Source organism: Nocardia xishanensis NBRC 101358, from assembly GCF_001613365.1.
GTDB lineage: Bacteria > Actinomycetota > Actinomycetes > Mycobacteriales > Mycobacteriaceae > Nocardia > Nocardia xishanensis.
Genome location: NZ_BDCF01000009.1, coordinates 245,347 through 270,293 on the forward strand (window position 1 = coordinate 245,347; position 24,947 = coordinate 270,293).

The window sequence follows — 24,947 nt, forward strand, 5'->3', positions numbered from 1 at the left end:
CGCAGCCCTTCGGTGCGCCGGCTAGGGGTGGAGCTCAGGAGGCGACGGGGGGTTGCTCGGCAGCGATAGCCGCGAGCAACCGGCCGCGAAGCGCGGCGGGCGGCGCGGTGGCCGTTACCGCCGCGAGCGCGGCCAAGGCGTCCTTGGCCTGCCGCACCTCCGCGATGAACTCGGCGTGTAGCACCGAGTCCTCGCCGTCGAGCAGTTCCTGTACCGCGTGATGGTCTTCGTCGTCGATCGATCCGAGCGCGACGGTGTGCGCGAGATCGATCTGGGCTTCGTTCATCTCACGTCACCCCCAAACTTTTCTTCAGTCGTGTCAATCCATCCCGAATCCGGGACTTGACGGTCGGTAACCCTACGCCGAGGTAGTTGGCCACTTCCGCATAGGTTCGGCCGCCGTAGTAGGCCAGCGAGATGGCTTCTCGCTGGGTTTCGGTGAGGCCGGTGAGTCCTTCGAGGACCGCCTGCTGTTCGAGCCTGCGCTCGACCTCCTCGGTCACCTCGTCGAACTCGTTGCCGAGAACCCTTATCCCGTACGCGACTTCGCGCTGGGTATGGGCCTGCTCGGCGCGGACCCGGTCGACGGCGCGCCGATGGGCGAGCGTCATCAACCACGTCACCGCCGACCCCTTCGCGGGGTCGAAACTGGCTGCGGTACGCCAGAGCTGGAGATACACCTCTTGCGTGGTCTCCTCCGCGTACCCCGGATCGTGTAGCACCCGGAGCACCAGACCGAACACTCGCGCGCTCGTCCGGTCGTACAGTTCGGCGAAAGCCTTCTGGTCGGCCTGGCCGCAGCGATGCAAGAGAGCGGCTAGTTCGATGCTTTCGGCTGCGCGTGCCGACACCGCAGAATCCACACTCGGTGGGAAGGCTTCTCTTCGGAACGAGTCGCCCTCTGCGGCCGACGGCCGCGTTGTCACAACGCTCCATTCTGTGTCATCGGTCACTACCGTAGCGTGCCGCTATCGCCTCCCTCCAGTGGGGTGCCAGCAAACCGCAAGCAGCTCAGCTACTTTGCGGTGAACTGCCACACGCCGGGCGAATTCAGATGTGACACGCCAACAGCTACCGCTCGCCACCGGGCCGACAATCGCGCGGCTCCTGCTCGCCGCGACCGCGGATATGGCGGTGGTGACCGCCTGCTGCCGCGCGTCGGCGTCGGTTCCGAACGGGGACAGCGGTGTGCCATCACGGTTCGGCCGGGATCGTGTATCTGGTGCTTCAGTGGCCGGTTATTTTGCTAGGCATTCGGCGCGCCGCGCGATACGGATGGGTCGCGGATTCGCGCTCTGGCTGCGGCGACGGCCGGTCGCGGCTCAGACGGCCATACGGCGGCGGTTGCGCCGCGCGTGCATCTCGCGCTCGGTCTCCGACATGCCGCCCCAGATGCCGTAGGGCTCGCTGACTTTCAGGGCGTGGCTGCGGCACTGCATGAGGACGGGGCACGCGCGGCAGATCTCCTTGGCGCGCATCTCGCGCGCGGTGCGGGCGCGGCCACGTTCGCCGTCGGGATGGAAGAACACGGCGGAGTCCACGCCTCGGCAGGAACCGCGCATCTGCCAGTCCCAGACGTCGGCGTTCGGTCCGGGGAGGTGGGTCGGCATGGGCATGGTGAACTCCTCGTAATGCGAGCTCGTCGGCGTTGTCGAGCAGTTGTCTGCAACAGGTGTGGGGGACGCGTGCGATCGGCGGTGTCCCTCGGCTCGCCCTTCCGGTCGCTGCAATTTCGCGCGGCGCCGTCCGTGGCGATGAGTTACGTTAGGGGTAGCCGCGAAATTCCGTCAATAGTTCGACGCATCGGTTTTCGAAATCTGGCAATGGCGAGATTTAACCTACCCGCTGTTTACTTTTAACGAGGGTTCCGGTGATACTGTTCGGTTGGCCAGAACGCGGCGGGTAGCCTCCTGTGTCGAGTATGTCATGGTTTCCGCAGGTCGACCGCCTTTTTTGGGACCGCTCACAGGTTACTGGTCCCATGGGGGACAGGTAACCGGCGTGATGATGGCCACCGTGCGGGCTGTGCGCGAGCACATCCCATATGGCGGAAACGGGGCGCGGAGGTTAATTGCGCGAAACGCGCGTGAATTTGTGTCGCGGATGATCTCGCAATGGCGAGGCGAGATTTACCTGATGGAAACATGGTCGGCGTACCAGAAATGCTGGCAGTTAACCAAGTCTCCGAACCGGCTTTACTGCGCGCGGTCGTCGGTCGTGGCCGGGATAGGGTTCGGACGTGTTCGCGCCAGTTCCGACCATGGATGTCCGATATGAAGTCCTCGCTATGGGGGCCTTCGGTGGCCGCCCAGGGCTCGCCGCTGCCGAGTTGCCGACCGCGAAGGACGCCCCGAGTTGCTGGCTTCGGGCGGTGATTCTCGGGGGGCAAGGCCGCTACGCCGCCGCCCGCGCGGAATTGTCGGCGGTGCGGCGGCGGACCGCCGATCCGGTGCTGCTCTCGTTGGCCGCGAGCACCGAGGGCTCGCTGCTGCGTCAACTCGGCTGGCATGCGGCGGCGTCCGGTCCTGACGGACGTGCGGCCGCGCTGGCGCTGCCGGGAGGTGAACTCGCATCCGTGCCCGCCGGGTCGGCGCCGGACCGCGTCGACGCGGTCTGCGACGCGCTCACCGGCTTGGCCGCCGACGCGCTCGGCGCGGGCCGCCTCGCATTGGCGCGGCGACTGCTCGACCGGAGCCGCGCCGCGCTGGATCCGGACGGCCTGCGATGGCGGGCATGGATCCGCTGGCACTGGGTCAGCGCAGAGACCGCCTTGGCGTCGGGCGCGCCCGGGGAAGCGTTGCCGCACACGCGCGAAGCCCTCGCCATCGCGGAGGTCGCGCCCTCGGTGCGGCACCGAGTCAAGTCCCGGCTTCTCGTCGCCGCTGCGATGGCCGCGTCGGGTGACGCCGAACATGCCAGGACGCTGGCCGACACAGTCGCCGCCGAATGCCGGGAGCACGACCTGCTTCCGTTGCGCTGGGCGTGCGCGATGCTGCGTTCCGGGCTGTCGGATCCCGGCGCCGCGGGCGAGGCGACAGAGTATGCCGCCGGAATCGCCCGGCGTGGCGGGCGTTTTCGTCCGCACGGCGCCGCGTGACGGTCGGCGATTCGTTCTCGAGACAAGTGACCATGTTGCTCGGTTCCTCGTCGGCTATCGCTATTGTTAGATCCGTTCCGCCGCATCCGCGGAAGCACAGGTCATCGGGCCAGTGCCACTTGTAACGCCAGGAATATCTCTGACGATGACGCACACGGGCGAAGAGTTGGACCTCGCCGTCGCTGCCGCAGCGCAGGGCGACAGATCCGCTTTAGCTCAGGTACTAGAGCTGATCCGCCCGCTGGTTGTCCGGTACTGCCGCGCGCGTATCGGCGCGGCGGAGCGTGGACAGCTCTCCGCGGACGACGTTGCGCAGGAGGTATGTCTGGCCGTGATGACAGCCTTGCCCAGGTATCAGGACCAGGGCAGGCCCTTCATGGCCTTCGTATACGGAATCGCTTCGCACAAGGTCGCCGACGCACACCGCAACGCCGCCCGTAACAAGGCGGAGGCGATGGCCGAAGTACCAGATGTCATATCCACCGACCAAGGACCGGAGCAGCGAGCTCTCGAATCGGAGACGAGCAGGCAGATGAACCGTTTGCTCGCGACACTCCCCGAAAAGCATCGAGAAATCCTGATCCTGCGATTGGTCATGGGTTTGTCAGCGGAAGAAACCGCGGTCGCCGTGGGCAGTACGGCGGGCGCGATACGAGTGGCCCAGCACAGGGCACTCGCGAAACTGAAGTCACAAGTGGCGAGGGCAGGTGAAATGTATGGCTAGGGATGGCGAGCGCGGTCGGGGTGACTGGAAGGCGCGACGTGGATCGCGAAATAGCGGTCCCTACGCCGGGGGGACTGGTGACACCGGACCGGTGGACATCGCCGCGGTACGCCGTGACGATGCTCTGATCGACGCCATCGCCAGCGATGGACCGGTACAGACCGATAGTGCGGAGGAGTTTCAGCTAGCAGCACTGCTGGCCGATTGGCGTGCGGAACTGATTTCGCCGCCGCTGCCGAGCACACCGGATCTGGACGCGGTCGTTGCCGCGGTCAACCAGGAGATCGGCGCGCGCAAGGTTCGAGTCGGCGCAGTCAACCGTGGCCGTCTTCGGCTTGTCGGTCCGATCGCGGGAACCGCGGCGGCATTGGCCCTGGTCTTCGGCGGTGTGACAGCGTTCTCCTACAGCGCCGAGCCCGGCGATCCGCTGTGGCGGGTCAAAGAGGTCGTGTTCAGCGAGCAGGCGCAGACCACCGTGGTGCAGCGAGCGGGCACCGAGCTCGACCAGGCCGAGCAGGCTCTGGCACAGCGCAATCCGGCGCAGGCGAGGGCGCTGCTCGAACGCGCGTCGGTGAACGTCGACCAGGTCAGCGACTCGGGCAAGAAGCAGGATCTGGAGGCCGAGTGGCAGAAGCTGCTCACGCAGCTGCGTGAGCTGTCGCCGGAGGCGGCGGCCGCGCTGGAGCAGGCCACCACCACGAACCAACCGCGGCCGACTGGCTCGCCCGCTTCCACCACCACGCCGACACAGCCTGCTCGTGAGACGACCACTATCACCAACATGATGGTGCCGCCGGCCTCGGCGACCACGCCGCCTGCCACCGCGGAGCCGGCCGGACCTACCGGGCCGACCGGAGGTCCGACCGCGCCGCAGACGCAACAGCCGGTGACCACCGTGCCGACCACGCCTGTCGAACAGCCGCCGACCCAGGCGCCGCCGCCCACCACGCAGGCGCCGACGACGGGCGGCGGCGTGCCGACCGGCGGAGATACCGAAGCCCCGACCCAGCCTGCGACGAGGTCGCCGATCCTGGAGGACGGGCCGGGCACGGTGAACGTTCCGACCGTTCCGACCACTCCCTCGGGCGGCCACACTCCGAGCAACTGAGCTCGGGCGTAAGCGAGTTCATTTTCCAACGGTGACTGCCGGGCGTCCGGCGTGTCGCAGGTTGGAATTACTGTGATCGCGTGTCGCCGATCGTGTGTCGTTCGACACCGAGACGGGGAGTGCGCGCACGCCGTGCGTCGGCGTGTCGCGGAGGCCGTGAGGGATGTCACCCGAATACGCGCGCGCAGACCGATTGCCGACCAGCGGTCGGCATTTCGTCGTTTTCGGGTGTCCGGATCGCGCGCGATCAGCTGTCGAAGCCGTCGAACCCGTCGCCGTGGAATGCTTCGTTCATCGACGCGTCCGCGTAGCCCCTGCAGTAATCCCAGGTGACGTACGCCTCGGGCGTCGGATCGTAGGCGGGCTCGTGCGGCCGCACCGTGCCGTCGACCAGCAACTGAAGCAGGTTGGCGCGCAACATGTCCCAGTCGTGGTAATGGTCCTGCCTACAGTCCTCGCAGCTGACTACGAGTCCGCGGATTCCACGGTGCGCGAGCAGCGCTTCGTAGACAGCGAGGTCGGCGAGATCCTCCTCGACCGCAAGGCGCTCGTGGGGATCCAGCGGTTCGCCGGGCTCGATGGCGTCGAGCGCGGCGGACGGGTCGGAGGGGTCTCCGGCAAACGGATCCGGCGGCAAGCCAGGTGGTAGATGGTCACGCACACACCCACGGTACGCAGAACAGGGTGGTCTGCGCCAGCTATGTAGGGTGCCAGTTTCGCGACTGGCCTCAGTTCATCGACGAGTTTGCGGGACAGATACCATAGGTGGCAGGCGCCGGACAGTTTCCCGACACGCTGACCTCGCCGTCACCGTCCATCCCATCAGTTGTGCGCGACGCCGGTCCGTCCGGCGTCTCTCGCTTTCGACGTTCCAGGAGGGGTCGATCCGAATGAGTAATCCCGTACCGGGCGAACGACTCGCAGTCCGCCCCCCTACGGGTGGCGACGACCCGAACAAGATCGCCATGCTCGGCCTCACGTTCGACGACGTGCTGCTGCTGCCCGCCGCATCGGATCTGATTCCCAGTTCGGTGGAGACCTCGAGTCAGCTCACCAGGGAGATCCGGCTGCGCACCCCGCTGGTCAGTTCGGCCATGGACACCGTCACCGAGGCGCGCATGGCCATCGCCATGGCGCGCGCGGGCGGCATGGGCGTGCTGCACCGCAATCTGTCCGCCGCCGACCAGGCCGCTCAGGTGGAGACGGTCAAGCGCTCCGAGGCGGGCATGGTGACCGATCCGGTGACCTGTCGCCCGACCGACACGCTGGCCGAGGTCGACGCGATGTGCGCGCGGTTCCGCATCTCCGGCCTTCCGGTGGTGGACGAGACCGGCGCCCTCGTCGGCATCATCACCAACCGCGACATGCGTTTCGAGGTGGACCAGAACCGCCGCGTCGCCGACGTGATGACCAAGGCGCCGCTGATCACCGCTCAGGAGGGCGTCACCGCGGAGGCCGCGCTCGGGCTGCTGCGCCGCCACAAGGTGGAGAAGCTGCCGATCGTCGACGGCAACGGCCGCCTGCGCGGGCTCATCACCGTCAAGGACTTCGTCAAGACCGATCAGTACCCGAACGCCACCAAGGACCGCGACGGCCGTCTGCTCGTCGGCGCCGCGGTCGGTGTCGGCGAGGACGCCTGGTCGCGCGCCATGACCCTGGCCGACGCGGGCGTCGACGTGCTGGTCGTCGATACCGCGCACGGACACCAGGTGCAGGTGCTGCAGATGGTCGCCAAGGTCAAGGCCGAGGTCGGCGACCGCATCCAGGTGGTCGGCGGCAACATCGCCACCCGGGCGGGCGCGGCCGCGCTGGTCGAGGCAGGCGCCGACGCGGTGAAGGTCGGTGTCGGCCCCGGTTCCATCTGCACCACCCGCGTGGTCGCCGGCGTCGGCGCGCCGCAGATCACCGCGATCCTCGAGGCCGTCGCCGCGTGCAAGCCGCACGGCGTTCCGGTCATCGCCGACGGCGGCATCCAGTTCTCCGGCGACATCGCCAAGGCCATCGCGGCGGGCGCGTCCACCGTGATGCTCGGCTCGCTGCTCGCAGGCACCGCCGAATCGCCCGGCGAGCTGATCCTGGTGGGCGGCAAGCAGTTCAAGAGCTACCGCGGCATGGGCTCGCTGGGCGCCATGCAGGGCCGCGGCCAGGCCAAGTCGTTCTCCAAGGACCGCTACTTCCAGGACGACGTGCTCGCCGAGGACAAGCTGGTACCCGAGGGCATCGAGGGCCGCGTTCCCTTCCGCGGCCCGGTGAACCAGGTGATCCACCAGCTCGTCGGCGGCCTGCGGGCCGGCATGGGCTACACCGGCGCGCAGTCCATCGCGGAGCTGCAGCAAGCGCAGTTCGTGCAGATCACCGCGGCGGGCCTGAAGGAAAGCCACCCGCATGACATCACGATGACGGTCGAAGCGCCGAACTACACCGGCCGCAGCTGACCCGATCGACGCGAGCCCCGGTAGCCGAGGACCTGCCATCGCTGGTCCCGCTGCCGGGGGCGGGTGAGCCCCCTGACGAACTCGGCAGTCGAGTTTCGAACGCCGGCGCTCATCCGGTTTCGGCACGAGGCGCAGGACGCGATTGCGATCCGAGTGGGTACCGCGTGCATGATTAACCTGTTCGCGAGGCGAAGCGCCTGGACCGGGCGCTCCCTCCCGATCACCCCGAGGGCGAGTCTTACGAGCCCGTTCGCGGCTGTCTCGCTTCCGAGCGGTCGAAGCGCATGCGACGAAGTCGCGAGTCTCGACCGCTCGGAAGCGAGACATAACAGGCCGCGGACACGCGCGCGCCAGCGCGCAAATAAATACCGAAAGGACAGACAAGTGCGCGACATGGTCGAGATCGGCATGGGCCGGACGGCCCGGCGTACCTACGAACTGGACGACGTCGACATCGTTCCCTCGCGGCGTACCCGCTCGTCGAAGCAGGTGTCGCTGGCCTGGCAGCTCGACGCCTACCGGTTCGAGATTCCGTTCCTCGCGCACCCGACCGACGCCCTGGTGTCGCCGAGGTTCGCCATCGAGCTCGGCCGTCTCGGCGGGCTCGGCGTGATCAACGGCGAGGGCCTGTGGGCCAGGCACGCCGATGTCGAGGCGAAGATCGATCAGCTGCTCGAGCTGGTCGGCAAGGGCGGCTACGAGCGCGCGGTCGGAATGTTGCAGGAACTGCACGCGGCGCCGATGCAGCCGGATCTGCTCGCGGCCGCTGTGGCCGAGGTGCGCGCGGCGGGCGTGACCGTCGCCGTGCGGGTCAGCCCGCAGAACGCCCGCGCGCTGACGCCCGCACTGTTGCAGGCGGGCATCGATCTGCTCGTCGTGCACGGCACCATCATTTCCGCCGAGCACGTCGGTGACGGCGAGCCGCTGAACATGAAGACCTTCATCGCGGAGCTGGACGTGCCCGTCGTCGCGGGTGGCGTCAGCGATCACCGCACCGCGCTGCACCTGATGCGCACCGGCGCCGCCGGCGTGATCGTGGGCTACGGTTCCTACCCCGGCGCGACGACCACCGGCGAGGTGCTCGGCATCGGGGTGCCGATGGCCACCGCCATCGCCGACGCCGCGGCCGCGCGCCGCGATTACCTGGACGAGACCGGCGGCCGCTACGTGCACGTCATCGCGGACGGCGATATCGCCACCTCGGGTCAGCTTGCCAAGGCGATCGCCTGCGGCGCCGACGCCGCCATGCTCGGTGTGCCGCTGGCGCTGGCCGCCGAGGCGCCCGGCCGCGGCTGGTACTGGCCGTCGGCGGCCGCGCACCCCTCGGTGCCGCGCGGTTCGCTGCTGCACGTGGACGATCCGTGGGATCTCGGCGGCGAGTCCACCGAGCAGGTGCGGCCGAGCCTGGAGCGGGTGCTCTTCGGTCCGTCCGACGACCCGTTCGGCTCGCTGAATCTGGTGGGCGGCCTGCGCCGCTCGATGGCGAAGGCCGGGTACTCGGACCTGAAGGAATTCCAGAAGGTCGGACTCAGCGTTCGCGCCTGAGGCCGCTCGCCGCGAGCCCGCGCCGGATGAATCGGGCGCGGGCTCGCCGCTGCTCGCCGGTCGTCCGCTCCTGCGTCACCGCACGTGCGTTGGCATCACTTGATCGCGGAGGAACTGCCGGATCGTGTGATTCACCGGTTCGGCGTGGGTCATGGTGACCGCGAGGCGGGCGCCCGCGATCTCCACGTAGGTCGCCGACGCCAGACCCTGGGCCAGTTGCTTGGCGCGGTCGTGCGTGATGCCGCTGTCGGTGGCGTGGATGACCAGTGCGGGACAGGTGATTTCGGGAAGCCGGTCGAGCACCGACTCCCTGGCGAGCAGGCAGCCCGCGGCGACCTCGATATCGTGCCGGTCGCGGCCGAGCCAGCGTTTGGTCCAGATCGCCCGGTACCAGTCGTCGTCGCCGATCAGCCAGGTGGCGAGCCGGTCGACCGCTTGCTCCCTGCTGTCGTCGTCGTACCACTCGTCGAGGAAGCGCTGGGTGGCCGTCGACTGCTCGGGCGTCGGCCCGTGCGCCTCGGTGCTGATGAGGATGAGTCCCGCGATCCGCTCCGGCGCGATGAGCGCGGCGCGCAGCGCGGTGAAGCCGCCTTGCGCCGTGCCGCCGACCACCGCGCGCTCGGCGCCGAGCTGGTCGAGCACGGTCAGCGCGTCGCGCGCCGCGGTCCAGTACGTGAAGGGTAGGCCCTGATCCCTGGTGCGTCCGTGGCCGCGGGCATCCCAGGAGACGATCCGGAATTCCGGCGCTAGCGCGGCCATCTGCGAAGCGAACATGGTTCGGTCCATGAGGAATTCGTGCGCGAGCAACACCACCGGACCGTCCCCGCCGCTGTCCTCGTAATGGATGTCGGCGTCTATCGCACGGGCGAAGGGCACGAGCAAGAGGATAACGAGCCGCGGCGGGCTCGACGCGGGATTCGCGTCGCCCGCTTCGAGAGCACACAACGTGCCTGCACAGCGACGTGCCCGTTGGTTCGGGCGCGCACCAGGCTCACTAGACTGTGGCCGTGGCAGAATCCCAGAGACCGGTCCTCGTCGTCGACTTCGGCGCCCAATACGCTCAGCTGATCGCGCGGCGGGTGCGCGAGGCAAGTGTGTACTCCGAGGTGATTCCGCATACCACCACCGTCGAGGAGATCGCCGAGAAGAAGCCGCTCGCGGTGATTCTGTCCGGCGGCCCCGCCAGCGTGTACGCCGAGGGCGCGCCGCAGCTGGACGCTCGGCTCTTCGATCTGGGGCTTCCGGTCTTCGGCATCTGCTACGGCTTCCAGGCGATGGCGCAGGCGCTCGGCGGCACGGTCGCGCACACCGGCACCCGCGAATACGGCCGCACCGAGCTGAACATCGACGGCGGTCTGCTGCACGGTGGTCTGCCCACCATCCAGCCGGTGTGGATGAGCCATGGTGACGCGGTCACCGACGCGCCGGAGGGCTTCGAGATCACCGGCACCACCGCGGGCGCGCCGGTCGCCGCGTTCGAGGACCGCGCCCGTCGCCTGGCAGGCGTGCAGTACCACCCCGAGGTGCTGCACTCGCCGCACGGCCAGCAGGTGCTCAGCCGCTTCCTGCACGAGCTCGCGGGCATCCCGTCCGCGTGGACCCCGGCCAACATCGCCGACGCGCTGATCGAGCAGGTCCGCGAGCAGGTCGGCGACGGGCACGCGATCTGCGGCCTGTCCGGCGGCGTGGACAGCGCCGTCGCCGCCGCGCTCGTGCAGCGCGCCATCGGCGATCGGCTGACCTGTGTGTTCGTCGATCACGGCCTGCTGCGCTCCGGCGAGCGCGAGCAGGTGCAGCAGGATTTCGTCGCCGCGACGGGCGCCAAGCTGGTCACCGTCGACGCGGTGGACAAGTTCCTCGGCGAGCTGAAGGGCGTCACCGATCCCGAGGAGAAGCGCAAGATCATCGGGCGCGAGTTCATCCGCTCCTTCGAAGACGCGGTGAGCGAGGTCGTTGCCGAGCACGGCGCCGAGGACGGGCAGACGCCCGAGGTCGAGTTCCTGGTGCAGGGCACGCTGTACCCGGACGTGGTGGAGTCGGGCGGCGGCAGCGGCACCGCGAACATCAAGTCGCACCACAATGTCGGCGGGCTGCCGGAGGATCTGGAGTTCGACCTCGTCGAGCCGCTGCGGCTGCTGTTCAAGGACGAGGTCCGCGCGGTCGGCCGCGAGCTCGGTCTGCCCGAGGAAATCGTTGCGCGCCAGCCTTTCCCGGGCCCGGGCCTGGCCATCCGCATCGTCGGCGAGGTCACCGGTGATCGTCTCGCCACGCTGCGGCAGGCCGACGCGATCGCCCGCGAGGAGCTCACCGCGGCCGGGCTGGACCGCCAGATCTGGCAGTGCCCGGTGGTGCTGCTCGCTGACGTGCGCAGCGTCGGCGTACAGGGTGACGGCCGCACCTACGGTCACCCGATCGTGCTGCGCCCGGTCTCCAGCGAGGACGCCATGACCGCCGACTGGACTCGCCTGCCCTACGAGGTGCTCGAGCGCATTTCGACCCGCATCACCAACGAAGTCGCCGAGGTCAACCGCGTCGTGCTCGATGTCACGAGCAAGCCGCCGGGCACCATCGAGTGGGAGTGATCCCTGAGACTTCGACGGCCCCCGCACACGGTGTGTGCGGGGGCCGTCGGCGTTTCGGGATTCAGTCAGTCTCGGCGCGGCTCCAGCCGAGGCCGAGGACGAGGTGGCCGAGTAGCGTGCCGCCTCCGGCGGGGGCCCTGGTCGGCGTGACCGGCACGACCCGCGCGATGGGCGTGCCTTGCCGTGGCCGCGGTGTCCGGTCGTCCGCGTCGGTCTCGAATTGTTCTCGCGCCATGGGGTTCTCCTGTACGAGGGCCATCGCGGTCAACGCCCCTTGCGGGGAGAGATCACCAGCAGGACGCCGACGACTATGGCGGCGATGACGACGATCCAGCCGAAGGAGATCGCTCCGCCGGCCGTCGCGGCGTGGCCGATGAAGCCCCAGACGCTCACCGCCAGCGCCAGCAGGCCGACGATCAGCAGTGAGGCCGACGGTCCGCGGCCCTCGTTCGTGTCGTTGGTTCCGGGCTGCTCAGCCACGTTGCACCTCCACACTGCCCATCTGGACGTCCACATCGAGATCGAGCACCGGGGCGCCCGGCGTGTTCGGGCCGGTGACGCCGCGCGGGCACATATTGTCGCCCATGTCGACGGTGCAATCGGTGCGGACGGTCATGTTCTCCGGCACCAGGATGCGGACCTCGCCCAAGTGCACGTCGAGGTTCACGGTGCGGTTCTCGGTCAGGTTCAGCGAGCGCAGGTCGAGCGTGCCCGAACCCATCGAGATCCTGTAGTCCTGTTGCAGTTCGGCCATCGTCGCCGGAGTCCACACGTGATCGCCCATGGCGCCCCTGTCGAATTCGATGGGGCCGATCATCGAGGCGAGCAGAACGAACCCGGCGAGCGGAGCGGTGACGACCAGCAGACCGTAGCCGCGCCGCAGGAACGCGCCGAGCACCAGGCCGAGGCCGATGACGGCCAATGCCACCGCGGCGATGCGACCGGGCGTCATCCACTCCACGCCCGCGGCGGCGAGCGCGCCCGCGCCCGCGGCGGCCAGGATGGCCAGCCCGAGGACGACCGGGGTGAGCCGGGAACGAGGGCGCGTCGGAGGCATGGCGACCACCGGGCGGGCCGGGGTCGGTTCGGGCAGGTCCCAGGCCAGCGGCGCCACGCCGAGCGGATCCCACGAGGGCGGGGTCACGCCGGGGAAGGCCGCGGGTGTCGGGTGCGCGGGCTTTTCCGCGAGCGTCTTCGGTTCGGCGGGAGCTTTCGGCTCGGCGTCGGGCTTCTCCAGCGAGAGCGAGTCCCCGGTACTCGGCTGCGGTGACGAGGTCCGCGCTTCGAGCACTTCGGTTTTCGCGTCGGTCACCTCGGCGGGTTCGTCGGCGCCTTTGTCCAGCGACACGGTCTCCGGCGCGACGGCGGGCGGCACGGTGGTCTCCGCCTCCGGCTCGCGCGGGGTGTCGGGAACGTACGCGTCCGGCAGCTTGGTGTACGGGCTGTACACCGGCGGGACGTCGGGCACCGGGTAACCGGGGTTGCGCAGCGGGCCGGTCGGGAACACCGCTCCCGGGTAGCCCGTCGCGGCGAGGCCGTCGGCGAATCCTCTGTCGGCGAAACCGCCGTCGATGGCGCTGGTGCCGGGCGGCGGCTGCGGGCATCGCATGAACAGCATCCACCAGCCCGCGAGCATCAGGGCGAGGCTGATCATCCCGGAGCCCGCCAGCCCGACGCCGATCGGACCGACCGTCGTGACCGCGATGGCCAGCGCGACGATCAGCACGACCGTCTTGGTCTGCGACTGCGAGCTGTTGCCCTTGCCGAACAGCGATTCGGCGGCGGAGGACTGGTCCCCGGATTCGTTCAGCATCAGCCAGGCCAACAGGTACAGCACGATGCCCGCGCCGCCGAAGAGGGTGGACACCACGAACGCGACCCGGACCAGCACCGGGTCGACGTTGTAGCGCTGCCCGAACCCCGCCGCGACGCCCGCGACCGGACCCTGCCGCGGCAACCGGACGGGCCGCGTCTGCCACATCTGCTGCAGCTGATCGCCGAAGGTTGTTCTCGTCATAATCCCCATAGTGCGGCTGACCAGCGGCGCGGCACATCGGGGTGAACCCTGAAAAACATCCTGATCCGGTCGACGCCGCGGGTGTCGGTCCCGGCGATCACATCGTGAACGGATCTCCGAACACCGCGCCGTCCGCGGTCACCTCCGGCGTTTCCACGGTGACGATCGCGTAGGCCTGCACCGTCAACGGTCCTCCGCAATCCTCGACGTGGATGCGCCGGTCCCGGCTGAACACGTATCCCGTGCTGCCCGGCAGCAGCTCCTTCTCGCCGACCGGCACGTCGACCACCTTGCCCGGGCTGATCGAGAGATCGACGCCGATCCCGGCGCTCAGGTACGGGCCGACGCTCACGTCGACCCCTGGCAGCAGCGACTCCGGCGTCAAGCCCAGGTGCGCGCTCGCGTCCGCGTTGATGCCGACCTCGGCGCCGAGATCGAGCGTCGCCTTCAGATCTACCGCGCAGGCCACGAAGTAACCGGTCTTCAGGTGACCTGTTCCGTCCGACGCCTCCCCGTAGAACGTGTTGTCCAGGAACACGTCCCGATTCGTCGGCATCCCGTTCAACGATCCCGTCGGCCGGGCCGCCTGCTCCCTGTGGCCCACCGTGAACTCCAGCCCGCCCGGGGCGGAGTACGTCTTCTCGTGCGGTGCGAGATCGACCGCCGCCGCCTGCGGTGCGAGCCCCGAGAGGCAACCCACGGCAATCGCGACAGCGGCCAGCCCAGACTTCCCATACATTCGGGTATCCCCCTCGTTCCACGCCCGGGCTCCCTACCCGGCGAGATCACGGACTGCCCCCGTGATCGCTTTCAGCATGGTTGGCCGTCCTGAAGGAATGCTTGGAAAGTCCCTGTAAGAGAGTGTGATTCAAGCGCAAGGTGGGCGGTAGGGGAGTTGGGGGAGGTGGCGTTGCCACAGGTCCTCGGTCAGCAGGGATCCCGTGACGTCGCAGATTCGATCGATGGAGCGGGAGACGTCGAGATCCCAGACGCGTATGCCGCCGCCGGAGATGACGAGGTGGTTGCCGTCGGGGAGGAATTGGGCGGTCCAGTCGTCATCGCCTTCGCGTGGCAGTGTCAACGGGTCGCCGATTTGTTGTGGTCGGGCGCGATCAGTCAAGTCCCACAGCGTGATTCGACCGTTCTCGCCGGTGATTACGGCCCGCCGGGAATCCGGCGAGAAGGAGATCCGGCCCGCAGAGAGGCTGTCCGCGACGATCGGCGCACTGATCGATCGGATATGTGTGCGGTCGCCGATGTCCCACACCTGTATCTTCGGGCCGTTGACCAAGATCATAGTTCGGCCATCGGGGGTGAACCGGACGGTGTTGACGCCGCCGGCTATCTCGGGAAGTTTGTCCCCGAGTGGGGCTGGGTGCAGGGGATCGGCAAAGTCCCACAACGTGAGGGGTTGCCGGACGATGTCACCATCCGACTCGGACGTGCGGACTGCGAGGATTCTGCCGTCGCCGCTGAATTCGATGTCTCGCGCCTCTGCCAGCGGTATCTTTTCGCCGAGTGGCGTGGGGTGTCCGGGTTCCTCGATGTTCCATACCCGCAGCGAGTCGTCATGCGATGTCACCATGATTCGCCAGTCCGGCCGGATGGCAATGTAATTGGCGCTTCCCAGGCTGGTCTCCCAGTCGATCCGAAGACGCACGTTCGCTGGATTGGATAGGTCGTACACGCTGAACTGGCTTCCGTACAAAGTGGTCACCAGGGTCGCTCCGTCCGGGCTCACCGCATATGGATGGTCACCATCGCGAAGCGCGAAACGACCGAGCAGCCGCCACCGTCGCGGATCTTCGGTGTCCCAAATTTCACCGGTGGCGCCATCCGAGGTGACGATCGCGCGATGACCTCCCGCGTCGAATCGCGGGAACGAGGCCTTCTCCGGAATGCCGGGCACCAGCGCGGGCGGCAGAGACCATACTCGTAAGTTGCCGTCCCATCCGCCCGCGGTAATGGTCCGTCCCCCGGCACCGAAGGCGAGGCTGGTGGGGCCGCTCCGGCAGGGCAACGCGATGCCGTTCGAGAAACGGCAGGTCGTAGGGCTCGTGGTCACTGGCTCGCCGATCAGCGCGGGCCGGGCCGGATCCGTCATGTTCCACAGCGAGGCGTGCTCGGAGGTGGCAACCGCGAGTATCCGGCCGTCGGGGCTGAAAGCCACCGAGTCGAGGGTGTATTCGCCTGCAGTCATCGGTGCGCCGAGCGGTGTGGGCGGGGCATCCCGTTCGATTCGCCATAGATGTACCGACCCCCGGTTTCCCTGCTCCTGCCCCAGTGACCCGTTTCCGCCGCCTGCGGCCAGAATTCGGCCGTCGGGGCTGAAATCCATATCGGCCAGGATCGTCGTCGCGGTCTCGATCGGCGGTCCAAGGGGAACGGCGCGATCGACACCGTCGACCTTCCATAGTTGAATCCGTCCCGCGTATGCGTTGGGGAGCTTGTTGTTCGTCAGCACGGCCAGCACCGGCTCGCTGGGACTGAACCGCACCCGGGGCCTGACCTCGTGCCCGGCGGGCAATATCGTGCCTGCTCCAGGCCGGGCGGGATCGGTGACATTCCACAGCGTGACGGTCTCGGAATTCGCCGCCGCGAAAATATTTCCGTCCGCGCTGAAGCTCATGTTCACGTACGGTCCCCCGGAGGTCGGCGGCAATTCGGCCAGCATTCGGGGTGCGTCGGGCTCGGTGATGTCCCACAGCCGGGAACCCCCGCTGCTGGTGGTGGCCATGACGCGAGGATTCGCGCTGAATTCCGCCTTCGCGATATCGCCGGGGAGCTGCACCAGCTTGCGGGGGTGCTGGGCGTTGCTGTCGTCCCATAGGTAGGCGATGCCCTCGTCGTCGACCGATGCCAGGAGGGCGCCTCCTGGTTGCCGAGTCACCTCGACGTAGCCGTTCACATGTCCCGGGACGATGGTCGCGAGAGGCTGGTCCTGAGTGCCGAGTAGATGGGTCGACACCGTCGCGTCGCCGGGCCGCATCCGCTCCGCGACGAGGTAGAGCTGGGCGGACAGAGACGGGTCGATACCGCGCATCCGCTCCGCCTCCGTCATGACGGCCGCGAAATCCTTCTCCTCCCGCTGCCGCTGCCCGAATTGGGTCTGGGTGTAGGCGGTCAAGCCGAAGACCAGGAGTATCACCCCCGCCAGCGCCAGGCCGATCCTCGCGAGCGTGCCGCGTCGGCGGGTCCGGCCGCGCGATGCGCGCGAGGCGTGCAGGAAGTCGCGGACTACCCCGTCGGCCACCGCCACGTGTTCGAGCGCCGCTTCCAACCGGGACCCCCGATACAGCAGCGCCGGATCACGCCCCGTCGAATCCCATTCGACCGCATCGGCTTCCAGCCGCTGCCGGACCAGATAGCCGACCCGGTTCTCATCGATCCACGCGCGCAGCCGCGGCCAGGCGTCGAGCACGATCTCGTGGGTGAGGAACACCGAGTCCGCGTCCAACGTCACGAGCCGGGTGCGCGCGAGCAGTTCCAGCGCGGCCGCGGCGGAGAGTGGGTCGGCGCTGCGCTGCTGGAGCGCGGGGCGCGCCGCGATGCGCCGGGTGTCGCGGGAGTCGCGCGCCACGGTGACGAGTCCGAGCAGGACGTCCTTGGCGGCCGACTGCTGCGGATCGGACAGCTCGCTCCACGCTTGTTCCGCTGTGGCGGCGACGGAACCGACCACACCGCCCGCCGCGCGATAGCCCGCGACGGTCAGTTTGCGTCCCTCCCGGTGCTGCCAGGTGGCGGCCATGACGTGGGAGAGCAGCGGCAGGGCTCCGGGGTCGTAGCTCTGGCGGGTCCGATGGTCGCCGAGGCCGCAGAGCTCGGTGACCACGAGTTCGTCCAGTCCCGGTTCGAGTTTCAGACCCGCGCGTTCGGCGGGGCCGGTGATGGCCTCGGTCAGCTCGTCGACGCGCATGGGCCCGAGCAGGTAGCTGCGCTTTTCCAGAGACTCTTGCAGGACCGGGTAGTCGAGGCAGCGGGCGTAGAAGTCGGCGCGCAGGGCGAGCACGACGGCGACGTGGTCGGTCTGCGTTGCGTGCCGATCGAGCGAGGCCAGGAACTCGTCGCGTTCTTGCTCGTCGGCGCAGACGGTGAACAGTTCTTCGAATTGGTCGATGATCAGCAGGCGCGATCCATCGGTCGGCCAGGTCGCGGCGGCGCGGTCGTCGCCGGGTGCGTCCACCGCGTCGGTGCTCGCGAAGTTCTCGCCGTGCACGCCCACAGACTTCGCCGAGGCGATGCCCGTGGAGTCCGTGTCCGCCGTGCCGGGTGCTTCCGCCGAGCCGGTGTTGACAGAGTTCTTGCCTTGCGCGCCAGGGGACTTCGCCGGGTTGGTGTTCGCGGTGTCCTTGTCCTGTACGCCAGAAGACTTCGCCGCTTCCGTGTCCGCGGCGTTCTTCTCCTGCACGCCAAGGACCTTCGCCAACGCATCCATCGGATGCGTACCGGGTGTCACTGTGACGATGTGCCAGTTACCTTGTCGCTGGGCAACTTCGGCCGACAGTCCCGCCGCCAGCAGCGAAGATTTACCGGCTCCGGACGCGCCGATGAGCGTGACGATTCCGCCACCGTCGCGCGCGGTGTCGAGCACCAGTTCGGTGAGCTCCTCGGTCGCCCGCCGGCGTCCGAAGAAGATGTCGCTGTCGGTGTTCCGATAGGACTGTAGGCCCAGGTATGGGCACGCGGAGTCGTCGGCGTCGTCTGGCGTCCAGGAGTTCGACGCGGTCCACAGCCGCTTCCACTCCTGTGGGTCGGCGAGTTTCGCGGGCAGCGCGGCGCCGCGCTTCTTCGCGATATCGATGAGCGTCAGTACCACCGGCAGCAGGGATTCGAAGCGGGCGGGCACATTTCGGCCCGCCTTCCAGTCGCTGATCCGCTGGGCGGACGCAGGGTTCGCCGCCGCGGCGGCCCGCATGCGGTTCTCCGCCTGGGCGGCGACCCTGCGCAGCGTCGGATTGCCCGCGGCGGCATACAGGTCGGCGAATCTTTCAGCGAAAATCGCTCGTGGCGAACGATTTTCCCCCCGCGGCGCGTCCCCTGTCACGCGTGCCCACGGAAACGTCTGGGCGGTACGAACACAGGGACAATTTACCCGGCCGGACCGCCGCGTATCTTCTCGGCAGCGGCGGTGCGCCGCGTCGCGCACCGCCTTCCATCGCGACCTCACAGGAAGATCGGATCGCCGTAGACCGCTTCGCGCCCGCTCACTTCCGGCGACTGCGCGTCGACGATCGTGTACGAGCGGATGGTCAGCGGACCGCCGCAGTCCTGCACCGCGACGTGGAAATCGCGGCTGATCAGATAACCGGTGCCGCCGGTCGGCAGCTCTTTGGTGCCGACCTCGAAGGGCTGCACCTTGCCCGGCGTCATCGACAGGTCGATGCTCGCGCCGATGTGCAGGTCGGGACCGAGGCCCGCGTCCACACTCGACGAGGCCGAATCGTCGCTGCTCGAGCCGCCGACCCGGAATCCCGCCTCGAAGCCGATCGCGGCGCCGAGGTCTATGCCGACGGTCAGGTCGACCGCGCAGGCGACCAGGTATCCGGCTTTCAAGGTGCCGGTACCGTCCGCCTCGACCCGGCCGTAGAACGTGTCGTCGAGGAACACCTCCCGATTGGTCGGCATGCCGTTCAGCGGAGCGACCGGATGGAAGGCCTGATCGGAGTGTCCGACGGTGAACCGGAATCCGTTCGGCCCCTCGACCGTCTTCTCGTGCGGCGCCATCGGCGCGGCCCCGGCGAACGGGCTCCCCGTCAGGACCATGCAGACCACCAGGACGGCGGCCGAGAATGCCAACGTGAGTACCGATAAGTGCTTCATGTGTTCCTCCCCGAAGTGCTTTCCCGCCGAAATGCGGGTGATCGAAACCGAGTGATCCCGGTGGTGACCGGGTCTTCGGCGACCCAACGGAAAGGTATGGGGCGGTCGGTGTCCGGGCCCAGCGCCGCAAGCGCGTGGTCAGCGGGAAAGCCCTGGTCGCGGCGTCGGCGCGGATTTTCCGGACCGGCGAGGCGTGTGAGAGTGGCCGCGCCTCCGGTCGGACTCGACGGCCGGGCGGCGCCTCGGTGGATGTTTTGCGTCTACGCAGCTCAACGGGGTCTTTTGTCCGGTCCGGACAACGTGGTACGCCCGGACTGCGACCCCCGCGGGTATGAGGGCAAGATCAGGGTGATTCCTGATGGCCGGGGTCGGGGGAGCGTGCCAGTATCGAAGCATGCACCCGACTGGTCCCGTGTTCGACGCTGCCCGCGGCGCGGCTCCGGGCTTCGGGGGCGCTGCTGGTTTCGGGGGCGCTCCTGGCCTCGGAGGCGCCGCGGGGTTCGGGGGCGCGCCCGGGTACGACGCCGCCCGCGACTACGGCGCGGGGCGCGATCTCGGGCCCGCTCCGGTGCTCGATCTCGGCAGGCATCCGCAGCTGCGGCTGGTGCGCCGGTCGGGCGGACGGATCGTCGGTGGGGTCGCGGGCGGTCTCGCCGACCATCTCGGGCTCGACGTGTTCAAAGTGCGGATGGCGTTCGTGCTGTTGTCCGCGCTGGCGGGGGCGGGGATCATCGCCTACGGCCTGCTGTGGATCTTCACCCCGAGCGGCGCCGATTCGGCCAAGCCGACCGGCGCCGAGCGGCGTCAGGCGGTCGGCCTCGCGCTGCTCGGGCTCGGTCTCTCGGTGGCGGTCTCCTGGCTGATGAACGGCACCGTCGCGGCGAAGGTGATCGTGCCGATCGTCGTAGTCGCGGTCGGCGCAGCGCTGGTCTGGCGCGAATACGACACCGACGGCCCGCGCTCGCTGCTCGGCCTGCCCGAGCGGCCATCGGTGGTCACCTGGGCGCGCATCGTCGCCGGGGCCACCATGGTGGTGCTCGGGCTCGGCGTCGTCGTGCTGGCCAGGATCGACCTGAGTTCGCTCGGTTCCGCGCTGATCGCGGTGGCGGTCACCCTGATCGGCGCCGGGTTGCTCACCGTCCCGCTGTGGTTGCGCATGATGCGCGCGCTGAACACCGAGCGCGCCGCTCGCATTCGCAACGAGGAACGCGAGGAGATCGCCTCCCATCTGCACGATTCCGTGTTGCAGACGCTGGCCCTCATCCAGCGTCAAGCGCACGATCCGCAGGAGGTGGCGCGGCTGGCCCGCAGCCAGGAGCGGGAACTGCGCAGATGGCTGTTCGAGGATTCCGGTCCCGCGCAGTCCAGCCTGGCCGCGGCGCTGCGCACCATCGCGGGCGAGGTGGAGGACCAGCACGGCGTCAAGGTCACCCCCGTGACGGTCGGCGATGTATCGATGGACGTGGACGACTCGGGAAACGGCCTGCCCAAGGAACATTTCACCGCGCTGCTCGGGGCGAGCAGGGAGGCGATGGTGAACGCCGCCAAACACGCGGGCGTGCCGACCATCGATCTGTTCGCCGAGGCCGAACCGCACCAGGTGAGCGTCTTCGTGCGCGATCGCGGCGCCGGATTCGACGTCGCCGCGGTGCCGCAGGACCGGCAGGGCCTCGCCAAATCCATCCGCGGCCGGATCGAACGCCGCGGCGGCCAGGTGGAGATCATGTCGACCCCTGGCCGGGGTACCGAGGTGCGGATCTTCATGCCGCGCAGCGACTCCGGATCGCCGGAAGGCGGTGACACCGCGGCGTCGGCCGATGATCCGTCGACCGAGCGCAACAGACAGTCGGTGCGGTCCGGGAAGTAGACGCGGTGCGGAATGGATCGCGCGCCTTCGCGATGCGCCGGGGCGCGGTGTGATCGGGTTGTGCGGTGCGGTGCTGAATGTATCGCTAGGCCAGTCCTTACAAGTCCGAGCCGCGCGGAGCAGGAGCTGCGGATCGGGCACCTTCGGCAGTTCGCCGCTGTGGTTTCCCACGGTGCGACGAGTGTTCTCGCTGCCCGGGAACAACAAGCGGGTCGTCGGCTCGGCAGCGGTCCGCGCCCAGGCGTACTGGCACGACCGATCGGCGAGCGGTCGCACTCGGTCGATGCCGTCGAGCCGAGGGCGGTGGACACGGCGTGGCCGGGCCCGCGGTGTGGTACCGATGGAATGCGGACTTCCTCAGGATGGTCGGCGCAGTCAGGGTGGGTCGTTCCACCGAAGGGTGAGGAGAAGCAGGTGAGCGTGCGGGTCTTTCTCGTCGACGATCACGCCGTGTTCCGTTCGGGTGTGCGCGCGGAGCTGAGCCGCGAGGCCGATATGGAGGTGGTCGGCGAGGCGGGCGGCGTGTCCGAGGCCATCGCCGGGATCGAGTCCACCCGTCCGGACGTGGTGCTGCTCGACGTGCACATGCCAGACGGTGGTGGCGTCGCGGTGCTGGCCGGCATCGAGGATGGTCCGGTGTTCTTGGCGCTCAGCGTGTCCGACGCCGCCGAGGACGTGATCGCGGTGATCCGCGCCGGCGCGCGCGGCTACGTCACCAAGACCATCTCCGGCGCCGAACTCGCCGACGGCATCCGCAGGGTCGCGGGCGGCGACGCCGTCTTCAGCCCGCGGCTGGCCGGATTCGTGCTCGACTCGTTCACCGGCAAGTCCCCGGTCCCCGAACCGCCGCTGGATCCCGAACTGGACTCGCTGACTCCGCGTGAACTCGAGGTGCTGCGCCTGCTCGCCCGCGGCTACACCTACCGCGAGATCGCCGAGAACCTCTTCATCTCGGTCAAGACCGTGGAGACGCACGCCTCCAACGTGCTCCGCAAAACCCAGCAGTCCAACCGCAACGCCCTCACCCGCTGGGCGCATCGCCGCCGCATCGATTAGTCCTCGCAAACCTTCCGCACGCTTCGCAGCGGATGCAGCCCCTGCGAGGCGTGTGGAACGTCTGCGAGGTGCGGTTACAGGGCGATGATGATGACGCCCATGATGATGAGCAGGCCGATGAAGAGGCCGATGGCGATGGCGAGGGGGGCGTTGGTGGGTTGGTTTTTCGGGGCTCGTTGCGGGGGTGCGGGGGTGGCGGTTCGCGGAGCCGTGCGGTGGGGGCGGGGGAGGGGCGCAGAGTGCGGGCTGCGTAGGCCGGAGGCCGAATTTCGTGCCGCCCAGGGCGGGATGGTGCCGTCCTCGGTGCGTACGGGGGCACCGAGAATATAAGGACCGGTACCGGGACCGAAAGCGGCGGTGAGGATTTCGTCGCGCGCCTCGGCCATGGTCGGCCTGCGCTGCGGCGCAGGCTCCATCATGTGCAGCAGGGCGTTGGTCAGGATGCCGCTGCGCGAGGGCGGAATGATCTGGGCCATCGCGGCGCGCTCCACCAGGACGTCGCTGTTCTCGTCCAAGCCGAACGGCGGCTGGCCCTCGATCGCGGTGTACAGCGTGGCGCCGAGCGAGAACACGTCGCTGGCCTCGGTCGGCTGCGCGCCGCGCGCCACTTCCGGCGGGAGGTAGGCGGGGGTGCCGGTGATGATGCCGTCCGGCTCGTCGGAGATATCGCCCGCGCCGCGCGAGATGCCGAAGTCGCTGAGTTTGGCCATGCCGACGGCTTGGCCGCGATCGGCGACGAGGATGTTGCCCGGTTTGATGTCGCGGTGGACGATGCCGACGGCGTGCGCGGCGGCCAGCGCGTCGGCGACCTGGGCGCCGATCTGCGCGACCTCGATCACCGGAAGCGTGTCGACCAGCGCCAGCGCCCGCGCCACGCTGCGCGATGGCAGGTGTTCCATCACCAGCCATGGCTCACCCGCTTCGAGCACCACGTCGTAGACGGCGATGGCGTGCTCGTGCGAGAGCTTCGCCGCGACCCGGCCCTCGTGCATGATCTGGTTGCGCACCGCGGTGGCCTCGGCCTCGGGCAGCCCGGCGGTGGAGAGCACCTGCTTGATGGCGACTTCCCGATCGAGCAGCCGGTCGTGCGCGAGCCACACCGCACCCATGCCGCCGCCGCCGAGCTTGGACTTCAGGCGGTAACGGCCTGCGACCAGATACTCGGGGCCGACGATGGGACGGGGGCGATCGATCATGGTGTGCAGGGTATCCGAATATCCCCGCGTCGCCGCGTCTCTTGCGCCGACAAGTGACGGTGGGAGAACAAGTTCCGGCGATATGCCGGATTTCCGGCGGCTTGGCGTTCGGCGGCGGGGAAAGCGGCCCAAGGGCGCGCGGTGATCCAGGGCGCGTCCGATGCTCTTGACGACATTCCGGGGGTGGGTTTCTACTGAAGGCGTATCGAACGTATATTCGATAAGGATCGATAGCTGGATCGGTGCTGGCTTCCGTTCCTCCGCGTGGAGGTGGGGTCGGTCCGCTCGCTTCGCCTCGGAGTCCATCGTGGGAAGTAGGTGGTTGTGATGGGTTCGGACGTGCGGGTGGGGGAGACAGATAGACAACAGAAGCTGACCGAGCTGCGCAGTCGGATGGCCGCCATCCCTGGCCGCGGCGAGTCGGCGGCCGCACGCGCCCCGCATGCCGATGACATGCGCCGCGAACCGCTGCCAGTGCCCCGAGCCCTTGCGGAATTGTTGCCGGAGGGTGGTCTCGGCAAGGGTTCCGTGGTCGCCTACACGGGAGCGCGCTCGCTGCTCGCAGGCATGCTCGCAGCGGTGACCGAGCACGGCGGGCACGCCGCGGTGGTCGGGGTACCGAGATTCGGTCTGCTCGCGGCGGCGGAGATGGGCGCCGAGCTGGCGCGGCTGGCCGTGATCGCCGATCCCGGCCCCGACCCGGTCGAGGTGGCCGCGGTCCTGCTGGACGGTCTCGACCTGGTCGTGCTCGGGCTCGACGGCGTCGCCGTCCCCCCGGCGCGCACCCGCGTGCTCGCCGCGCGCGCCCGCAGCAAGGGCGCCACTCTGGTTGTCGCCGACGGCGATTGGCCCAATCCCACCCTGCGCCTCGATGCCCGCATCGCCGGATACGTCGGTCTCGGCACGGGCCACGGCCGGCTGCGCTCCCTCAGCCTCGAGATCGAGGCGCGGCACCGGGCGAGCCTGCCCCGGCGCGGACGGGTCGAACTGCGTCCAAGCGGTGGTCGCGTCGAATGGTTCGCCCAGGAGACCTCGCCCGCGCCCATCGAACTGCCGATCGCGCGGGGTGCGGCGTCATGAGCGGCGGCGGAGCCTCGCCTCGAGAGTCGGCGTGCGGCACTGTGGTTCGGCCGAGTCGGATGTGTGACGCCGCGCGGATGCTCGCGGCGTGGGGTCGAGACCGGCCCGCGGTCGCGGACCAGCCGCGGTGCATCGCATCTCCATTGCGCGGGTTCGGGGTGCAGGCTGGAAGCCCGCGGTTCCGGTCGGCCCGACGCTGTGGTGCAGACCGCCAGGAGCGAATGTCCGGCGGCGGGGCCGATGAGAGCGGCGGTGCGGCATTGTGATCCAGCCGAGTCGAGCGCGCGGAGCTACTCGGGTGCTCGCGGTGTGGTGCCAGGACTGGCCCGCGGTCGCGGCGGCGGCCGTGGCCGAGCTGCCGCCGACGCGGCCGGTGGCGGTGCTGTCCGCCAACCGGGTGGTGGCGTGCTCGGCCGTGGC

General features: G+C 68.9%; 21 protein-coding genes. 9 read left to right on the forward strand and 12 right to left on the reverse strand.

Annotated features, from left to right (window positions below; translation table 11 throughout):
- Positions 1-34: 34 nt before the first annotated feature.
- The 3 genes from NX1_RS10490 to NX1_RS10500 all read right to left on the reverse strand — a co-directional run bounded on the left by NX1_RS10490 (position 35) and on the right by NX1_RS10500 (position 1,616).
- Positions 35-286, reverse strand: coding sequence for an RskA family anti-sigma factor (locus tag NX1_RS10490; RefSeq protein ID WP_068057090.1), 252 nt, complete (start codon positions 284-286; stop codon positions 35-37).
- A 1-nt stretch (position 287) separates the two neighbouring features.
- Positions 288-863 carry a sigma-70 family RNA polymerase sigma factor gene (locus tag NX1_RS10495; RefSeq protein WP_068057092.1) on the reverse strand — a complete coding sequence of 192 codons (576 nt, stop codon included), beginning with the start codon at positions 861-863 and terminating at the stop codon, positions 288-290.
- 459 nt (positions 864-1,322) lie between these two features.
- The gene (locus NX1_RS10500) at positions 1,323-1,616 is read right to left on the reverse strand and encodes a WhiB family transcriptional regulator (RefSeq protein WP_067784918.1); all 294 of its coding nucleotides are present in this window, start codon (positions 1,614-1,616) and stop codon (positions 1,323-1,325) included.
- 671 nt (positions 1,617-2,287) lie between these two features.
- On the opposite strand from NX1_RS10500, the gene NX1_RS10505 reads away from it, so the two are divergent.
- The 3 genes from NX1_RS10505 (at position 2,288) to NX1_RS10515 (ending at position 4,929) form a co-directional block, all read left to right on the forward strand.
- Positions 2,288-3,097, forward strand: a complete 810-nt coding sequence (locus NX1_RS10505; protein ID WP_245668426.1) for a hypothetical protein — start codon at positions 2,288-2,290, stop codon at positions 3,095-3,097.
- A 145-nt stretch (positions 3,098-3,242) separates the two neighbouring features.
- Positions 3,243-3,821 carry a sigma-70 family RNA polymerase sigma factor gene (locus tag NX1_RS10510; protein ID WP_067784912.1) on the forward strand — a complete coding sequence of 193 codons (579 nt, stop codon included), beginning with the start codon at positions 3,243-3,245 and terminating at the stop codon, positions 3,819-3,821.
- Between the two features lie 91 nt (positions 3,822-3,912).
- Positions 3,913-4,929: an anti-sigma-D factor RsdA gene (locus tag NX1_RS10515; RefSeq protein ID WP_245668427.1), complete on the forward strand. Its 1,017-nt coding sequence runs from the start codon at positions 3,913-3,915 to the stop codon at positions 4,927-4,929.
- A gap of 247 nt (positions 4,930-5,176) precedes the next feature.
- On the opposite strand, the gene NX1_RS10520 is transcribed toward NX1_RS10515, so the two are convergent.
- Complete coding sequence (locus NX1_RS10520) at positions 5,177-5,590, reverse strand: DUF5319 domain-containing protein (protein WP_011207424.1); 414 nt, start codon at positions 5,588-5,590, stop codon at positions 5,177-5,179.
- A gap of 229 nt (positions 5,591-5,819) precedes the next feature.
- Between NX1_RS10520 and guaB the strand changes: the two genes are divergently transcribed.
- Together guaB and NX1_RS10530 are read left to right on the forward strand one after the other, a co-directional pair.
- Positions 5,820-7,364 (forward strand): IMP dehydrogenase, encoded by a 1,545-nt coding sequence (guaB, locus tag NX1_RS10525; RefSeq protein WP_281216166.1) that lies wholly within the window; start codon positions 5,820-5,822, stop codon positions 7,362-7,364.
- Positions 7,365-7,748: 384 nt separating this feature from the next.
- Entirely contained in the window at positions 7,749-8,909 is a 1,161-nt protein-coding gene (locus NX1_RS10530) for a GuaB3 family IMP dehydrogenase-related protein (RefSeq protein ID WP_068057098.1), read from the forward strand.
- Between the two features lie 75 nt (positions 8,910-8,984).
- Here the strand turns inward: NX1_RS10530 and NX1_RS10535 are convergent, their stop codons facing one another.
- Positions 8,985-9,785, reverse strand: coding sequence for an alpha/beta fold hydrolase (locus NX1_RS10535; RefSeq protein ID WP_068057175.1), 801 nt, complete (start codon positions 9,783-9,785; stop codon positions 8,985-8,987).
- 125 nt (positions 9,786-9,910) lie between these two features.
- Here NX1_RS10535 and guaA point away from each other — a divergent pair, with 125 nt between their 5' ends.
- Complete coding sequence (guaA, locus tag NX1_RS10540) at positions 9,911-11,491, forward strand: glutamine-hydrolyzing GMP synthase (RefSeq protein ID WP_068057100.1); 1,581 nt, start codon at positions 9,911-9,913, stop codon at positions 11,489-11,491.
- 61 nt (positions 11,492-11,552) lie between these two features.
- On the opposite strand, the gene NX1_RS10545 is transcribed toward guaA, so the two are convergent.
- The 6 genes from NX1_RS10545 to NX1_RS10570 all read right to left on the reverse strand — a co-directional run bounded on the left by NX1_RS10545 (position 11,553) and on the right by NX1_RS10570 (position 19,328).
- Positions 11,553-11,726 carry a hypothetical protein gene (locus tag NX1_RS10545; protein WP_157119658.1) on the reverse strand — a complete coding sequence of 58 codons (174 nt, stop codon included), beginning with the start codon at positions 11,724-11,726 and terminating at the stop codon, positions 11,553-11,555.
- Positions 11,727-11,755: 29 nt separating this feature from the next.
- Entirely contained in the window at positions 11,756-11,971 is a 216-nt protein-coding gene (locus tag NX1_RS10550; protein WP_084501299.1) for a hypothetical protein, read from the reverse strand.
- Positions 11,964-13,508: a PspC domain-containing protein gene (locus NX1_RS10555; RefSeq protein ID WP_068057106.1), complete on the reverse strand. Its 1,545-nt coding sequence runs from the start codon at positions 13,506-13,508 to the stop codon at positions 11,964-11,966. Before NX1_RS10555 ends, NX1_RS10550 begins: the two co-directional genes overlap by 8 nt.
- Before the next feature lie 97 nt (positions 13,509-13,605).
- The gene (locus tag NX1_RS10560) at positions 13,606-14,247 is read right to left on the reverse strand and encodes an MspA family porin (protein WP_084501300.1); all 642 of its coding nucleotides are present in this window, start codon (positions 14,245-14,247) and stop codon (positions 13,606-13,608) included.
- 129 nt (positions 14,248-14,376) lie between these two features.
- The gene (locus NX1_RS10565; RefSeq protein WP_068057111.1) at positions 14,377-18,552 is read right to left on the reverse strand and encodes an NACHT and WD repeat domain-containing protein; all 4,176 of its coding nucleotides are present in this window, start codon (positions 18,550-18,552) and stop codon (positions 14,377-14,379) included.
- Positions 18,553-18,671: 119 nt separating this feature from the next.
- A complete protein-coding gene (locus tag NX1_RS10570; protein ID WP_068057113.1) occupies positions 18,672-19,328 on the reverse strand; it encodes an MspA family porin in 657 nt (218 codons plus the stop codon).
- A gap of 394 nt (positions 19,329-19,722) precedes the next feature.
- On the opposite strand from NX1_RS10570, the gene NX1_RS10575 reads away from it, so the two are divergent.
- Together NX1_RS10575 and NX1_RS10580 are read left to right on the forward strand one after the other, a co-directional pair.
- Positions 19,723-21,195, forward strand: coding sequence for an ATP-binding protein (locus NX1_RS10575; protein WP_245668428.1), 1,473 nt, complete (start codon positions 19,723-19,725; stop codon positions 21,193-21,195).
- 420 nt (positions 21,196-21,615) lie between these two features.
- Entirely contained in the window at positions 21,616-22,251 is a 636-nt protein-coding gene (locus NX1_RS10580; protein ID WP_068057178.1) for a response regulator, read from the forward strand.
- 74 nt (positions 22,252-22,325) lie between these two features.
- Here the strand turns inward: NX1_RS10580 and NX1_RS10585 are convergent, their stop codons facing one another.
- A complete protein-coding gene (locus tag NX1_RS10585) occupies positions 22,326-23,447 on the reverse strand; it encodes a serine/threonine-protein kinase (protein WP_068057115.1) in 1,122 nt (373 codons plus the stop codon).
- 327 nt (positions 23,448-23,774) lie between these two features.
- On the opposite strand from NX1_RS10585, the gene imuA' reads away from it, so the two are divergent.
- Positions 23,775-24,527: a DnaE2-dependent mutagenesis accessory factor ImuA' gene (imuA', locus tag NX1_RS10590; RefSeq protein ID WP_068057117.1), complete on the forward strand. Its 753-nt coding sequence runs from the start codon at positions 23,775-23,777 to the stop codon at positions 24,525-24,527.
- The last annotated feature ends 420 nt before the right edge of the window (positions 24,528-24,947 follow it).

Coding starts and splice junctions, on each gene's coding strand:
- NX1_RS10490 (WP_068057090.1), bottom strand. CDS start 286: ATGAACGAAGCCCAGATCGATCTCGCGCACACCGTCGCGCTCGGATCG.
- NX1_RS10500 (WP_067784918.1), bottom strand. CDS start 1,616: ATGCCCATGCCGACCCACCTCCCCGGACCGAACGCCGACGTCTGGGAC.
- NX1_RS10505 (WP_245668426.1), top strand. CDS start 2,288: ATGGGGGCCTTCGGTGGCCGCCCAGGGCTCGCCGCTGCCGAGTTGCCG.
- NX1_RS10510 (WP_067784912.1), top strand. CDS start 3,243: ATGACGCACACGGGCGAAGAGTTGGACCTCGCCGTCGCTGCCGCAGCG.
- guaB (WP_281216166.1), top strand. CDS start 5,820: ATGAGTAATCCCGTACCGGGCGAACGACTCGCAGTCCGCCCCCCTACG.
- NX1_RS10545 (WP_157119658.1), bottom strand. CDS start 11,726: ATGGCGCGAGAACAATTCGAGACCGACGCGGACGACCGGACACCGCGG.
- NX1_RS10555 (WP_068057106.1), bottom strand. CDS start 13,508: ATGACGAGAACAACCTTCGGCGATCAGCTGCAGCAGATGTGGCAGACG.
- NX1_RS10560 (WP_084501300.1), bottom strand. CDS start 14,247: ATGTATGGGAAGTCTGGGCTGGCCGCTGTCGCGATTGCCGTGGGTTGC.
- NX1_RS10570 (WP_068057113.1), bottom strand. CDS start 19,328: ATGAAGCACTTATCGGTACTCACGTTGGCATTCTCGGCCGCCGTCCTG.
- NX1_RS10575 (WP_245668428.1), top strand. CDS start 19,723: ATGCACCCGACTGGTCCCGTGTTCGACGCTGCCCGCGGCGCGGCTCCG.
- NX1_RS10585 (WP_068057115.1), bottom strand. CDS start 23,447: ATGATCGATCGCCCCCGTCCCATCGTCGGCCCCGAGTATCTGGTCGCA.
- imuA' (WP_068057117.1), top strand. CDS start 23,775: ATGGGTTCGGACGTGCGGGTGGGGGAGACAGATAGACAACAGAAGCTG.